The 14938-nt window shown below is 44.1% G+C and carries 12 protein-coding genes; 3 read left to right on the top strand and 9 right to left on the bottom strand.

Annotated elements, in window-relative coordinates; genetic code table 11:
- Positions 1–20: 20 nt before the first annotated feature.
- The 3 genes from IE130_RS02600 to IE130_RS02590 all read right to left on the bottom strand — a co-directional run bounded on the left by IE130_RS02600 (position 21) and on the right by IE130_RS02590 (position 4582).
- On the bottom strand, positions 21–1463 hold the full coding sequence (locus IE130_RS02600) for an APC family permease (RefSeq protein WP_010198643.1): 1443 nt from the start codon (positions 1461–1463) through the stop codon (positions 21–23).
- A gap of 254 nt (positions 1464–1717) precedes the next feature.
- The gene (gabT, locus tag IE130_RS02595) at positions 1718–2980 is read right to left on the bottom strand and encodes a 4-aminobutyrate--2-oxoglutarate transaminase (protein WP_189581264.1); all 1263 of its coding nucleotides are present in this window, start codon (positions 2978–2980) and stop codon (positions 1718–1720) included.
- 135 nt (positions 2981–3115) lie between these two features.
- On the bottom strand, positions 3116–4582 hold the full coding sequence (locus IE130_RS02590) for an NAD-dependent succinate-semialdehyde dehydrogenase (RefSeq protein ID WP_189581261.1): 1467 nt from the start codon (positions 4580–4582) through the stop codon (positions 3116–3118).
- 332 nt (positions 4583–4914) lie between these two features.
- Here IE130_RS02590 and IE130_RS02585 point away from each other — a divergent pair, with 332 nt between their 5' ends.
- The gene (locus IE130_RS02585; protein WP_189581259.1) at positions 4915–5685 is read left to right on the top strand and encodes an IclR family transcriptional regulator; all 771 of its coding nucleotides are present in this window, start codon (positions 4915–4917) and stop codon (positions 5683–5685) included.
- A 68-nt stretch (positions 5686–5753) separates the two neighbouring features.
- Here the strand turns inward: IE130_RS02585 and IE130_RS02580 are convergent, their stop codons facing one another.
- Both IE130_RS02580 and IE130_RS02575 read right to left on the bottom strand, forming a co-directional pair.
- Positions 5754–6962 (bottom strand): CaiB/BaiF CoA transferase family protein, encoded by a 1209-nt coding sequence (locus IE130_RS02580; protein ID WP_189581256.1) that lies wholly within the window; start codon positions 6960–6962, stop codon positions 5754–5756.
- A gap of 198 nt (positions 6963–7160) precedes the next feature.
- Positions 7161–8345 (bottom strand): acyl-CoA dehydrogenase, encoded by a 1185-nt coding sequence (locus IE130_RS02575; RefSeq protein WP_189581253.1) that lies wholly within the window; start codon positions 8343–8345, stop codon positions 7161–7163.
- Between the two features lie 230 nt (positions 8346–8575).
- On the opposite strand from IE130_RS02575, the gene IE130_RS02570 reads away from it, so the two are divergent.
- Positions 8576–9349: an IclR family transcriptional regulator gene (locus tag IE130_RS02570; RefSeq protein ID WP_227676108.1), complete on the top strand. Its 774-nt coding sequence runs from the start codon at positions 8576–8578 to the stop codon at positions 9347–9349.
- A 179-nt stretch (positions 9350–9528) separates the two neighbouring features.
- Here IE130_RS02570 and IE130_RS02565 read toward each other — a convergent pair whose 3' ends face one another.
- The 4 genes from IE130_RS02565 to IE130_RS02550 form a co-directional block, all read right to left on the bottom strand.
- Positions 9529–10242, bottom strand: coding sequence for a DarT1-associated NADAR antitoxin family protein (locus IE130_RS02565; RefSeq protein WP_189581250.1), 714 nt, complete (start codon positions 10240–10242; stop codon positions 9529–9531).
- A gap of 108 nt (positions 10243–10350) precedes the next feature.
- A complete protein-coding gene (locus IE130_RS02560; RefSeq protein WP_189581247.1) occupies positions 10351–11055 on the bottom strand; it encodes a hypothetical protein in 705 nt (234 codons plus the stop codon).
- Between the two features lie 271 nt (positions 11056–11326).
- Positions 11327–12646, bottom strand: a complete 1320-nt coding sequence (locus tag IE130_RS02555) for a short-chain fatty acid transporter (protein ID WP_189581244.1) — start codon at positions 12644–12646, stop codon at positions 11327–11329.
- Positions 12647–13022: 376 nt separating this feature from the next.
- Positions 13023–13670 carry a glutathione S-transferase gene (locus IE130_RS02550; protein ID WP_189581241.1) on the bottom strand — a complete coding sequence of 216 codons (648 nt, stop codon included), beginning with the start codon at positions 13668–13670 and terminating at the stop codon, positions 13023–13025.
- Between the two features lie 498 nt (positions 13671–14168).
- Between IE130_RS02550 and IE130_RS02545 the strand changes: the two genes are divergently transcribed.
- Positions 14169–14936, top strand: a complete 768-nt coding sequence (locus tag IE130_RS02545) for a class II aldolase/adducin family protein (RefSeq protein WP_189581239.1) — start codon at positions 14169–14171, stop codon at positions 14934–14936.
- Positions 14937–14938 lie beyond the last annotated feature (2 nt).

Raw genomic sequence — 14938 nt, 5'->3', positions numbered from 1 at the left:
AAAATATCTTATCGAAAAAATTAGCGCTTAGGTGGGTTATCTTTTAACCACAATTGATTGACGATTTTTAATTCACGCAGCTCTTCTGCCATAATCGACTCACTAATGCCTGGATATTTCACTCTTGCATAGCCATATAATGCAATACCTAAAACAGTCCAACCAAAGAAAATCCACCACTCAATGGCGGTTAGTGCCGATGGCATACCTGGCATATACAACATCAACATACCAATGCTGAGCGCAATCGTGACCATACCGACAAGCTTGCCTGCGGGTATTTTGAATGGACGTACCATATCAGGCTCGCGGTAGCGTAGAACTAAGAATGATATCGCCACACAGGTATAAGCAATAACGATACCAAAACCACCTGCATCTACGATCCACACCAGCATTTTACGACCGAACAATGGCGCTAGTGTCGCTAAACCACCAATTAATAAGATTGCATTTGATGGCGTATTATATTTTGGATGCAGCTTGCTTAAGAAGGCTGGCAACATACGTGCTTTTGACATGGCATAAAGCAGACGACTACCACCGATCAAGAAAGCATTCCAGCTTGACAAGATACCCAGTACACCGCCAATAACCAACAAGATACCTGCCCATTTTCCTTGCCACGCATTGGTCATCGCATCAGCAGTAGCGAGGGTTGAGTTTTCTGCTTGTACCAGTGGTAAAGTCGTGCCCACACTCCAAGCGATACCCACATACCACATCACCGCAACAACGATAGAGAGAATCAAAAACTTGCCAATATTAGGACGAGTCAAATCAATCTCTTCTGCTGCTTGTGGAATGACATCAAAGCCCACAAACATAAAGGGTACCATCACGATAACAGCCATGACCCCTGCGGCACCGCCAATAAAGGCTGGCGCTTGTATAGAATTTGAACTCTCAGGATTGAATAAGACGGCACCGATGAACAGTAACGTACCAACGAATAAAATGCCCAATACCGCCGTTTTTTGGAACCACGCACTGACTTCCATACCACGAATATTGAGCCAAGTCACAATGATTGAACCCAACATCCCGACGCCTACCCAAGTAGCATAGACGTCCCAACCTGCAATCGTCCAGAGATAGCCTTGATTATAATTGGGGATAAAATATTCTACGACTGTCGGCAAGGCAACCGCCTCAAAGGCGACCACTGAGAAATACCCGAATAAAATACTCCATGAGCAAATAAAGGACACATTTACCCCAAGCGCTCGATGGGTATAAGTATGCTCACCGCCCGTAATCGGCATGGAGGCCGCCAGCTCAGCATAAGTCACACCAATCAGTATCACTGCCAAACCACCGATAAAGAACGCCAGCATTGCGCCCCACGTACCGGCAGATAAAATCCAGCCGCCAGCTAAAACCACCCAGCCCCAGCCAACCATAGCACCAAATGCTAAGGCGATAATATCTAGCGTCCCTAACGTTTTTTTTAATTCAGACATAACTTGCTCCTTGTCTGTGTGTCATCCGTGTTAACCCTTTACGGCCACACTATGTTTTGTTTAGTGGGATAGCACCCATCATAATTATCATATATACCTTTTGATCCAAGCTGTTACGTACTACTTGTTCGATATTCAAATAGTACAAACAGCAACGGCGTCTTGACTTGCAAGGCGCCGTTGTAAAAAATGTACTCAAAGCGAGTGCCATAGGGGCAATCTTGCTGCTCTATCAACTATTGGCTCGATACTTATTAAGCCGTTAAGATGCCTTTAATGATATCAAGACCCTCTTGTAGCACTTCATCTTCGACCGTCAGTGGCACCATCACACGAATGGCATTACCATACATACCACAAGACGCTAGTAGCAAACCTTGCTCGAATGATTTTGCTTTCAGATTGTTTGCGGCTGCGGCATCAGGCTTGCCTTCGCTATCGATCAATTCAAACGCTAGCATTGCACCTTTATGACGAATATGACCGATACTGCTTAGGTTCAAGTCCTTTAAGAAAGCTTCGATTTTGTCACCAATCTCAATGCTACGCTCAAGCAAGTTTTCTTCTTCGATGACTTCCATGACCGCAAGCGCTGCCACACAAGCAAGTGGATTGCCAGAATAAGTACCGCCCAAGCCGCCTACTTGCGGAGCATCCATGATGTCAGCACGGCCGATGACCGCAGAGATAGGATATCCGCCTGCCAAGCTTTTAGCAGCAGTCATCAAATCAGGCTCAACGCCTAATTGCTCAGTGGCAAACAACGTACCCGTACGGGCAAAACCACACTGTACTTCATCAAAAATCAAGACGATGCCATGCTCGTCACAGATATCACGCAAAGATTTGGCAAATGATGGTGTCACTTGATGGAAACCACCCTCACCTTGTACTGGCTCGATAATCATCGCAGCCACTTCACTAGGGTCGATATCTGCTTGAAAAATCATCTCAAGACTATGCAATGCTTGCGCTTCGGTGACGTTCAACTCTTCTGCTGGAAACAACGCATGAAACACAGGACCTGGCATCGGGCCAAAGTTCTTTTTGTATGGCAAGACTTTACCAGTCAAGCTCATACACATCATGGTGCGACCATGCCAACCACCAACGAAAGAGATGATGCCTGGACGACGGGTTTTAGCACGAGCAATCTTGATGCAGTTTTCAACCGCTTCTGCGCCAGTGGTCAAAAAGAAAGCTTTGGTATCACCGCTGATAGGGGCTTTTTCACACAGCTTTTCAGCCAAATCAACATAGCATTCATAGTTAATCATTTGTGCAGCAGTATGGGTAAATTTGTCGAGCTGCTCATGGACACGCTGGGTGATTTTTGGATGGCTGTGACCGGTGTTCAATACTGAAATACCACCAACAAAATCGATATAACGATTGCCTTCCACGTCCCAAACTTCTGAGTTCTTTGCTCTTTCTGCAAAGATAGGAAAGGCAACACCCAACCCTGTTGGTAAAACAGCTTTGCGGCGCTCAAGTAATGATTGATTGGTAGTCGTCATAGAAATGTCCTTTTCTTTGTTCGTAACATAAGTGCCATCTAGTGATTGGCGGTTTGTAATGATGGGCGATTTAATAAATATACGAGGGATATCAAAGAGCACTTCTCTCAAAGCACCAAAAACATCCCAATGTTATTAGCTGATATCAGAACACCAGTATTTGGTCGTGACATAGTCTTCGATACCGTATTTTGAACCTTCGCGGCCAAATCCAGACTGCTTCACGCCGCCAAATGGGGCAACTTCGGTAGAAATCAAACCAGTATTGTGACCGATGATGCCGTACTCCAGACCTTCGGTAACGCGCCATGAGCGTGCATAGTCGCTACTGTAAAAGTAAGCAGCCAAGCCATAAATAGTATCGTTAGCAGCACGGATAACTTCTGCTTCGTCTTTAAAGGTAAAAATGGTCGCAATCGGTCCAAAAATTTCTTCAGAGGCGATGTCCATATCACTGCTAATATCTGTAATAACCGTTGGGTTATAAGTCAGTTCTGAAGCGGCGTTGACACTACCGCCAGTGACCAGTTTTGCCCCTTTATCTAATGCATCTTTGAGCAAGGCTTGTACTTTATCTAACGCTTTTTTATTGATAAGAGGGCCGATATCGACGCCTTCTTCTAAACCGTTACCCACCTTCAACTCAGCGACTTTTTTGACAAAGACGTCTAAAAATTTATCTTTGATGCTGTCTTGCACGTATACGCGGTTGGCGCAGACACAGGTCTGACCAGCATTGCGATATTTAGAAGCGATTAAGCCGGTAGCAGCTTTTTCGAGATCGGCATCATCAAAGACGATAAATGGCGCGTTGCCACCTAACTCTAACGATAGCTTTTTGATAGTCGGCGCACATTGTGCCATCAGCGTACGGCCTACTTCTGTAGAGCCTGTAAATGACAATTTATGAATGCGGGCATCACCCGTTAAGATCTCACCAATGACCGAAGATTTGCCAGTGACAACTTGAATGACGCCAGCTGGAATACCCGCTTGCTCAGCTAATACGCCTAGCGCCAATGCAGAATATGGTGTCTCAGTAGCAGGTTTGACGATAATCGTACAGCCTGCTGCTAGTGCAGGAGCAACTTTGCGCGTGATCATCGCCGCTGGGAAGTTCCAAGGCGTGATAGCGGCACAAACACCGACTGGCTGCTTAAGGACGACGTGACGTAGCTGTGTGCTATTAGCAGGAATCACATCACCATAGACGCGCTTGCCTTCTTCGGCAAACCAGCGGATAAAGCTATTGGCATAACCTACTTCACCACGTGATTCAGTCAGCGGCTTACCTTGCTCAGCGGTCATGATGATGGCCAAGTCTTCTTTATTGGCATCGATCAGATCAGCCCACTTTTGCAATAACTCTGCACGCTCTTTGGCGGTTTTTGCTGCCCAGTCTGCTTGAACGTCATGAGCATAAGTAACGGCTTCGTTGACATCTTCTGCGGTGAGGCTTGGTACAGTGCCAATGAGGTCGCCGTTAAAAGGATTGTTTACATCAAGCACAGCGTCATCACTAGCAGCATGCCAGCCGTCTTTAATAAAGCAGGATTGTTTGAGTAAATCTGGATTTGATAGGGTTAGCGTATTTTTTGGCATCGTAACACTCCATGTTGGTCGTGATTTGCACATTTATTTATTATGGGTAAGCTATTGAACAATGTGGCGATTTAAAGTGGCAGCTAAAAACGATGCCATTTTAAAAATACGGCAACACCATCCATTGTTGAATAGCTCATTACAAGAGAATAAAATCAAACGGTCAGTCAGTAATAATTATTGCTCATCTGTAATTTGTTCAATATACTGAACGTTAATTCTATATATGAGACATCATTATAAGAATGATGCACCACTCTTTGCAACCTTTATTAAGATTATTTTGAATATTATCTTCACTATTTCTATTTTTACTTTCTGATAGGCAACTTATGAGCACAACAGCCGTTCCAGCATTGGACAAAACTTTTCAAATCTTAGATTTAATTACGGCAAGTCAACAACCCTTGACTGCCGCTCATATCGCCAAGCAATTAAAACTGCCGCGTAGCTCAACCCACAATATATTGCAAAGCTTATTGGGCAAGCATGTCATCTATAAAGATAGTGACAGCCGCTTTCACTTAGGCTCCTACTTGATGTATTGGGCTGGCAAGTATGAGCAGCAGCAAGGTGTCATACAGTTATTTAAAGACCTCATCGTCCAACACCCTGTCTTGCTACAACATACTGTAACCTTGTCTAAATTGGACTTGGGCGAAGTTGTTTTTTTAGCTTGTCACGAAACGCCTGCCCCACTTGGTTTTACCTTCCGCGCTGGTGTGCGCGTACCGGCAGTATTTTCAGCGACTGGTAAAGCGCTGTTGTCTACGCTCTCAATGCAAACCATCGAGTCCTTGTACGAAGGCATCTTTCCTCAGCCGCTCACACCAAATGGTGTCGATAACTTTGTAAGCTTATCTGCTGAGCTAAGCGCCATTCATGAGAGTCGTATTTCACTCGATGACGGGCAATTACGCGAAGGTATGTACTGTTTGGGCACTTATATCCGCAATGCTTCAGGCAATGCCGTTGCAGGTATGGCGGTTAGCTTTTTGCAGGCAGAATACGAGTCTAAGTATGCTGAGGTGAGTGCTGTGCTGATTGAATTGGCTGAACAAATTGAGCAGCGTTTGGGTTTTAAGACGGAGCATTTGGCTTAGCTTTTTGAGCAAAAAATCAAAAAGCTAACTTGGTATTTAGTCGATGCCATTTAAATTGAGGATATGCCCTAAACAATCCCATCCGCTTTAAGCTTAGCAATCATCTCACTGTCGTAGCCTAAATCAGCAAGCGTGCTATCGGTATGCTCGCTCAACTGGGGTGGTGGCGTACGATAGCTGACAGGTGATGCGGATAGTTTGATAGGATTGCCCAGTGCGCGTACTGGACTGCCTTGCGCGGTGAAATCAACTATCATCTCACGTGCCAGTGCTTGCGGCATGGCTAACGCTTCAGCTACGTTATGAATCGCACCGCATGGAATGCCTGCTTGATCTAAAACCTCTAGCCAATAGGTGCGTGGCTGCTCAGAAAACTTATTAACCAGCTCATCACATAGCAGCGTACGATTGGCAACGCGTTGTGGATTGGTCGCAAAACGGCTGTCAGTATGCCAATCGACTTTTAATACCTCACACAACTTGGCAAACTGGCTGTCATTACCACACGCTAAGATAAAATGTGCTTCACCCTGACCAGCAAACACTTGATAAGGCACGATATTGGGATGCTGATTACCCAATCTCGGTGGTATCTTATCTGAGGCCAAATGATTCATACCGACGTTAGCTAACATCGCCAGCGCACTATCTAAAAGTGCAACGTCTACCTGTTGCCCGAACCCAGTAGTCTCACGAGCAATCAAAGCTGCTTGAATACCAATCGTCAGCTGTAAGCCTGCAAACAAATCGACAACTGCGACACCAACCTTATGCGGTTCGCCATCACTCGGACCTGTAATGCTCATTAGCCCTGATAATCCTTGGACAATATAGTCGTAACCGGGGCGTTTGGCATCTGGTCCTGTCTGCCCAAAACCCGTCAATGACGCATAAATCAGACGTGGATGGTCTTGTTTGAGACTGTCGTAATCCAAGCCGTATTTTTTCAGACCGCCGACTTTAAAATTCTCGACCAAGATATCACTGTCAGCGATCAGTTGCTTAATGATGGTCTGCCCTGCTGGCGTGGTAATATCTACCGTAAGAGATTTTTTATTGCGGTTAATAGTGGCGTAGTAAGCGGACGTATCATCGCTGAATGTTGGCGGTGCCCAGTGGCGCGTTTCATCACCGATATGAGGACGCTCAACTTTGATAACTTCGGCACCAAGATCAGCTAACACTTGCGTACAAGAAGGCCCTGCCAACACTCTCGATAAATCGAGCACCTTAATACCATGCAATGCGCCCTCTGGCATATTAGCCATATCAGTCATAATCATCCCTTATTGTGTCGTGTGTTCTTTGATTTTTTGATCATAAAATTGTTCTTCATCATTTAGCTGCTTAACGGTTAAATCATGAAGAACAACTGAAAAACGTACGCTACTGCCTATAAATGCTTCGTAAAAAGCAAAACAATAACGTACGTAATAAAATACAGGTGTACCAAACACTTTTAACTTAAAATCAGTTTAAAAGAATGCTTGAATACCTGTCTGTGCACGGCCTAGGATAAGCGCATGGATGTCATGTGTACCCTCGTAAGTATTGACAGCTTCCAAGTTCATCACATGACGAATGATATGGAACTCATCAGAGATACCGTTACCGCCATGCATATCACGAGCGATACGAGCGATATCAAGCGCCTTGCCGCAGTTATTACGCTTAATGAGTGAAATCATCTCAGGCGCTGCGTTGTCTTCATCCATCAAACGACCAACACGTAGCGCGGCTTGTAGACCTAAGGTAATTTCAGTCTGCATATTGGCCAGCTTCAACTGTACCAGCTGCGTTGCTGCCAATGGACGACCAAACTGCTTACGATCTAGCGTGTATTGACGAGCCGCTTTCCAGCAGAACTCAGCGGCACCCATTGAACCCCAAGCGATACCATAACGGGCTTTATTTAAGCAGCCAAATGGCCCTTTTAGACCACGAATATCTGGGAAAGCATTGGCCTCAGGGACGAATACTTTGTCCATGACAATCTCGCCCGTGACTGAGGCACGTAATGAGAATTTGCCTTCAATCTTCGGCGCTGACAGACCTTTCATACCTTTGTCTAAAACAAAACCACGAATCTCGCCAGCATTATCTTTTGCCCAAACGACAAATACATCAGCGATAGGACTGTTGGTAATCCACATTTTATTACCCGTCAACTCATAACCGCCATCGACTGCGCGCGCACGAGTAGACATCGATGACGGATCAGAACCCGAATCTGGCTCAGTCAGACCGAAGCAACCGACATATTCGCCTGAAGCAAGCTTTGGCAAATAACGCTCTCTTTGTTCTTCGGTGCCATATGCCCAAATAGGATGCATCACTAGGCTTGACTGCACGCTCATCGCAGAGCGGTATCCGGAGTCAACTGCTTCCACTTCCTTGGCAATCAGACCATAGGCAACACTGGATAAACCAGCACAGCCGTAACCTTCGATAGTCACGCCAAGTAAGCCCATTTCACCCATTTGACGCATGATATTACGATCGAAATTTTCATTACGATTGGCTTCAACGATGCCCGGCATCAGCTCTTTTTGAAAAAACTGACGGGCGCTGTCCGTGACCATGCGCTCTTCTTCAGTGAGCTGGTCGCGTAATAAAAAAGGATCTTCCCAATCAAAGCGTGGGCTGGTAGATGTTGCCATGTGGATCTCCTTGATATCAGTCATCCTGACTGACGAGTAGTGATTGATACATCAATTGGTTTAACAAGTCATTGACTTAGTTATTCCGCTGTGCGAAACTTAGTTTCATAATTTAAAACCATTTAAGCAAAATTTAACCACGCTGTAAACCTTTATAAAAAAAAGATGAGCATAAAATGACAACACCCTTATCGACAGCTACCCCGCTACTGAGACGAATGCATGGAATAATGAGCCAAAGCAAGGAGGATAATGACCGACAATTTGTGACGGCACTGGGTCGCGGATTGATATTGCTGGCCGCTTTTGAGCATCATGAACGACTCACCCATCAGCAATTGTGTCAGATGACAAATCTACCAAAAGCGACCGTTACTCGCCTTATCCATACGTTGACCACGCTTGGGTTTTTACGTACGAATGAATACGGACAGTATCAATTGGGCAGTAGTGCTGTACGGCTAAGCGTCACCGCGTGGAGTCGCCATGATATGGTCTCGTATGCTGAGCCACTATTACGGCAATTCGCCAGTAGCAATGAAGTATCGGTGAATTTGGCAACCGAAGTCGAAGGTGAGATGCGCTATCACGCCTGCTGTCGTAGCCCTGCACGCTTATCGGTCAATTTACAAGTTGGCTCAGCCGTACCCGTCGCACGTACTGCTATCGGGCGCGCCTTCTATGCGGCAAGTACGCAAGCGAGACAGGCTGTGATCAGTAGCAATCTAAAAGAGCATTTGTCTATAGAGGATTATAACCACGCACAAACTGCCTTAGCCAACGCGGCAGAGCATTATGTGGCGCATGGCTATACCGTGTCAGATGGGGAGTTTTCTACTGACATATTGGCAGTCGCTGTTGGGGTGTATGATGTCGCGACAGGACAATACGCTTATTCGCTCAATGCCAGTGTGCCAAGCGCCAACTGGAAAGCAGATGACTATGCCGCGATGATAGTGCCAAAGTTGCAGGCATTGGCTGAGCGGATTGGGAGTGGTGTTTAAACATTTGAACTATATATAGTCAGTGAAAAGTAATATCGATACATCATGCACTGCTGATATCAATTTTTTGTAGCCTCTGTCTGCGCAAGCACAGCAAGCAAGAAAAATTGATATCGGCAGTGCCGTAGCGTTTTTAGGGTGTTTTGACTATGCGTACTAAAGCATATTCTGTCTAGCCATTAGACCCAACCCTCTTCCAAAAGCTGCTCAGTATTACTGACTTTGAACTCATCACATAAATTATAAAATGCTATTGGGTCTTCAATATTATCGAGCAACTCTCGTTTATTGAGCGCCACAAACAGAGCCAATGCATAAGCTGCGCAATGGATGGATTTTTTGGGATTAAAGGTGATGTCAGTAAAGGCCTGATATTGCATCACTTCCTCGTGCAGCTGAGGATTTTGCTTTAGGGCATTTACATACAGCCAATCATAAAACACGGTTAACGGCTCTACACCCCACTCCATACCAAAATAATTATAGCCGGTGAGTTCTCCTGAGGTGGTTAATCGCTCGTCCTTTCTGGCTTGTCTTGGCGGTACTGTCAGCAAGTCAAGGTAAGGCCCACCGTCCTCAAAAACCATACTGGCTTGAAAGGCATTTTCGACACTGTATTGATTGCCATCATGCTCATCAGTGATCTTTAAGCTGAACGGGCTTAGTGGAAAACTTAACTTATTGCCAGATTTGCTCGACAGCTCTAACACTTGCTTAAATCCATATTTTTTACGAATGACTTGTTGCAGGTCATTGATGGACTTTTTCTTTTGTCTAGTTGCAAATCCCACATGCCGCTCAAACCTAACCATATCCGTTTTTACCAAATTGTCACTGTTGACTTTGGGCATGAATACAGGTCTGTGTTCTACAGCGTTTTGTGCTTGTTCCATAGCGATGTGCCTTATTGATGATTCTGAATATATAACTTTGCCAGATTACCACTGTCTTGGTACAAATCATAACCAACTTGATCGGAAGTACCAGACTTATCTTTCAGGCTATTCAGCATCATCCAATAATTTATTAAGCTCGTCCACCATGGCATCATCTATGATGCTGTCTTCTACATAGCTTACGATCTCATCTATGGTCGTCAGATCCATTTCCCGAATATCCAAGCTCGCTAGCTGCTTATTAATAGAGTCTAAACTGTCATTGTCTTCAGAGTCGTCCAATAAATCCTCTTCAAATCTACCCCTCACAAACCAATACATTTTTTCTAGCACAGTGTCTTTTTTGGTTAAAGTAGAATAACCATCGCCATAAATAAATAAATTAAAATGATAAAGTATCTCTATATCATTAATAAAAAAAGTACGCTGACACTCTAAAGTATAGGCTTGGATTTCTTTGTCTTCGACACCTTCATCATTTTTATTGTCTTCATCATACTCGATCGCTTCCTCTACCAATCCGCCCAGTATTTGATAGTCGCCTACTTTAATTTTATGATTGTAAATGATAGAGGAGTCTGCGATTGCATCGAAAATAATAGCACTAACATCCAGCGTATTATTATCGATGTCATAAAATCTTTTTAGCGCGGGCAAAAACTCAGTTAGCTTGTCTTCAGGTACTGGGATCAAAAACTGCTGCTCGTATATTTTAATCATATCTTCAGGCGCATAGGTATTGGCAGTATCAGTCTCGTTTCTACCTGTGGGCTGTAAAGGTGCAAAATCATACGGGTTACTATTGGTCATTTAGGATTGCCTTTTTATTTGGGTTAGCAGTAATAGATGTCTACTATTAAAAAATAATATGCGTTTCGATATGTGTTTCTATATGCGCTTCTAAGGGCATATAAACCTCTCAATATATGCTTAGAATGTATGCGAGTATTGTCGCTTATTTGGACAATTTTAGATAGGCAGCGATAGATATACCACTTGAATTATTTTCATAAAAAAAGACCTTGCCCATCAATCAGGCAAGGTCTAAACGTTAAGCTGTCACGCTAAGGCTATTTTTTAATTATAAAAACAACAACCCTAACCCAATCACAACGCCACTGACGACCAAAACAATGACACAAAAGCCCATGATGTCTTTGGCTTTTAGTCCAGCGATTGCCAGTGCAGGCAACGCCCAAAATGGCTGAATCATGTTTGTCCACGCATCGCCCCATGCGACGGCCATGGCAACTTTCGCGGGGTCACTGCCAAGCATTTCCGCAGCTTCCAGCATAATTGGCGCTTGCACTGCCCATTGTCCACCACCCGAAGGGACGAAAAAGTTGACCAATCCAGCACTTAAGAATGCAAAAAGTGGCAGTGTGTCTGCTGTCGAAACGCTAACGAATGCTTCTGACATAACGGCTGCCAAACCAGATGCTGTCATCATGCCCATAATACCTGCATAAAACGGAAACTGAACGATGATAGCGCCTGCGCCTTTGACCGCTTCTTGAACGGCAATCAAATACTTGCGAGGCGTTCCGTGGAATATGATGCCAAGGAACAAGAACATAAAGTTGACCAAGTCGAGCGTTAACGCAAAGCCGTTTTGTACAAAATAATAGACGATAAAGGCAAGCCCCAATGCGCCTATGACCATCGATAAAATCCAACTGTTTTCTAAACGTTCTGCTGGTGTCATGTCCGATTTTGCCGGAAGCTTTTCAATGACGGGATCAGCCAAAACCTTTGGATTTACGGTAACGGTATCTTCTCTTTTTGGCATCATTAAACGGTTTAATAACGGGACAATAATGACCAGCGCAGCAACGATAATTAAGTTATAACCCGCAAAGATAGTCGCAGTCGTCGGAATAATACCAATTTTGTCAACGAAAGGATGGCCTTCTGTGGCAATCGATAGAGGAATCGAGCCAGAGAATCCAGCATGCCAAATGATAAATCCTGAATAAGCACTGGCAATCAATAAACGGTAATCAACATGTTCAACACGCTTTGCCAATTCTTTGGCGAATAACGCACCGATAACTAACCCAAATCCCCAGTTGATCCAGCTCGCTGCCAGAGAAACTAAGGTTACCCAAATAATAGCACTACCTGGCGACCGTGCAAAACCGGCAAGCTTGCCAAGCCCTTGTTTAAATATTGGGCTGCTTGCCAAGACAAAACCAGTGACGAGCACCAGCACCATTTGCATTGAAAACGCGAGTAACGCCCAGAACCCTTCACCCCAATATGCCACCATCTGTACAGGCGAAGAATCCGTCAGCCCTAAGCCCATACCAAAAATGACGACAGTTAAGATAATGACAAACAGAAATGGATCCGGTAAATACCTCTCCATCAAACTGTTCGAAAAACGTGTAATTCCTTTCATTTTACAACTCCCTTTGTATATAAATTCGAACGTCGTCCATAATCCTAAGGTTACCGCATTATTGCTTTGTATTCTTACTCATTCAGCAACAATCGGCTTTTATTATTCTGTGTCAGCTTTTTACATTTTCTTTATTATTTTTCAAAAGAAAAAGTCTTTGTAGAGCCGTATCGCCCCACAAAGACTTCCAGTCATGAAACCTCTTGCACAAATCATTGAGAGCCTTTGTGAATCTATTAGAGAGAGTCAATGAACAGGTATCGTCTAAAAATTTATTGCTATAATTTATTGCTATAAGAAGCTATATGCTAAGTTTTTCAGATAAGTCTATTAAAGTCCTAATGTTAAGAAAACCAGAAGATTCACGCTCTTGGTATCAAGAAGGAAAGACCACTATATCACTCTCTTCTTGCCAAAGGGGAAACTTGGTCATGGCTTGCAAAAAAAGTGGCTGCTGAAGCCAGTGTTGTAGCCATCGCTGTAGATTCGGGTAAGGTAAGCTATAAAAGACATCGCGATCCACATGGGCAAATTGGCGGACAAAAGGCATGATACCAATATCGGCAATGGTCGGGCTATCCCCCAGTAAATATGAGTTTTTAGTCAACAGCTCTTCTAAAACCTGTAAAAATTCTTCACCTCGTTGTCGATACTCTGTCTGGGTCATCTCAATATGACGGTCAGCATATTTATAGCGATCCAGCCAATGCTTAAACTCATTGTCGTTTTGATCGAGCAGAGTATTACTTTGATGCAAGACCGCTGCATTGAGTAATCCCTGCGGATCTGTCTGCTCAAGCGCCCACACCATTATGTCGCGACTCTCTTCAATCACCACACCATCAACAAGCTGCAAAACAGGGACGGTGCCTTTCGGACTAATAGCCAGCATCTGGGATGGTTTATTTTTCAGAGCTATCTCTCGCAGCTCTACCTGCAACTCAGCAAATAAGATACCGAGTCGGGCGCGCATGGCATAAGGACAGCGACGAAAAGAGTATAGGTGATGTAGTGAAGAAGTCATGGATATTTTTCGCAGTTGAATTGAGGTCAATGTGCTCAGAGTTGGAAGACTATTATCTTACTACTTATTGCTTTTCACGATAAATAGTATGGAAAATATCTTTCACCTGCTTATGATAACAATGCGAACACTAATCCTCAATGATAGGAGACAAACGTTTCATCTCTCTATCAAGCTAAAAAACCAAATGAAACCTATTGCCTTCAAATATAGTCAAAATACCCCAAAATGCTACGATACGGCTGATATCAATTTTTTGTAGCCTCTATCTGCATAGGCACAGCAAGCAAGCAAGCAAGAAAAACTAATATCAGCAGTGCGTGATGTATGGATATTACTTTTCACTGACTATATCTGTTTTAAACATGTCATCAGCGAGTCTCAGGCATCTTGAATACAGAATTCAATTGCTTTTATTTATTTTAGGATATAGATTCAAGGAAACTTTACGAAAAAAATGATGTATTCATCGCCTTAAAAACAGTCAAGGATGACCTAATGAACAATAATTCAACGCCGAATGTAAAAGACCATGTAACCGAACAAGAATGGCAGATGCGAGTCAATCTGGCGGCTTGTTATCGATTGATTGCCTCGTATGGTTGGGATGATTTGGTTTTTACTCATATTTCGGCACGCGTACCAGATACTGAGGATGAATTTTTAATTAACCCCTACGGTTTATTGTTCGAAGAGATTACTGCCTCTAATCTGGTCAAAGTCAATCAAGCTGGTGAAAAAGTGTCTTCATCAGCATTCGATATCAATCCTGCCGGATTTACCATTCATAGCGCCGTCCATGAAGCCCGTAACGATGCCCACTGCGTGATTCATCTGCATACCAGCGATGGTGTCGCTGTATCTACTCAGCAGCAGGGCTTACTGCCTATCTCACAGCAATCCTTATTTCCATTATCTAACTTGGCATATCACGATTACGAAGGTGTCGCCTTAAACCCTGAAGAAAAAGTACGTTTAGTCGCTGACCTTGGCGAGGCCAATTTTATGATTTTACGTAATCATGGCTTACTCACTTGTGCCAGCACGGTGGCGGATGCTTTTTTATATATGTATATCATGCAAAAAGCCTGCGAGGTTCAAATCAAGGCACAAAGCGGCGGCAGTACATTGACCTTGATATCACCGCAAATATTGGCTGGTATCCAAGCGGCATCCAAGCAAGTGACCAAAGAAGCCAATGGTGACATTGCGTGGCCCGCCTTATTAAGAAAACTCCGCCGCACTGATCCGTCATTTGAGGAGTAACC

This window comes from Psychrobacter glaciei, from assembly GCF_014652895.1.
Lineage (GTDB): Bacteria > Pseudomonadota > Gammaproteobacteria > Pseudomonadales > Moraxellaceae > Psychrobacter > Psychrobacter glaciei.
The sequence above is the reverse complement of the archived record's forward strand: the minus strand, read 5'-3'. Positions and strand labels throughout refer to the sequence as shown.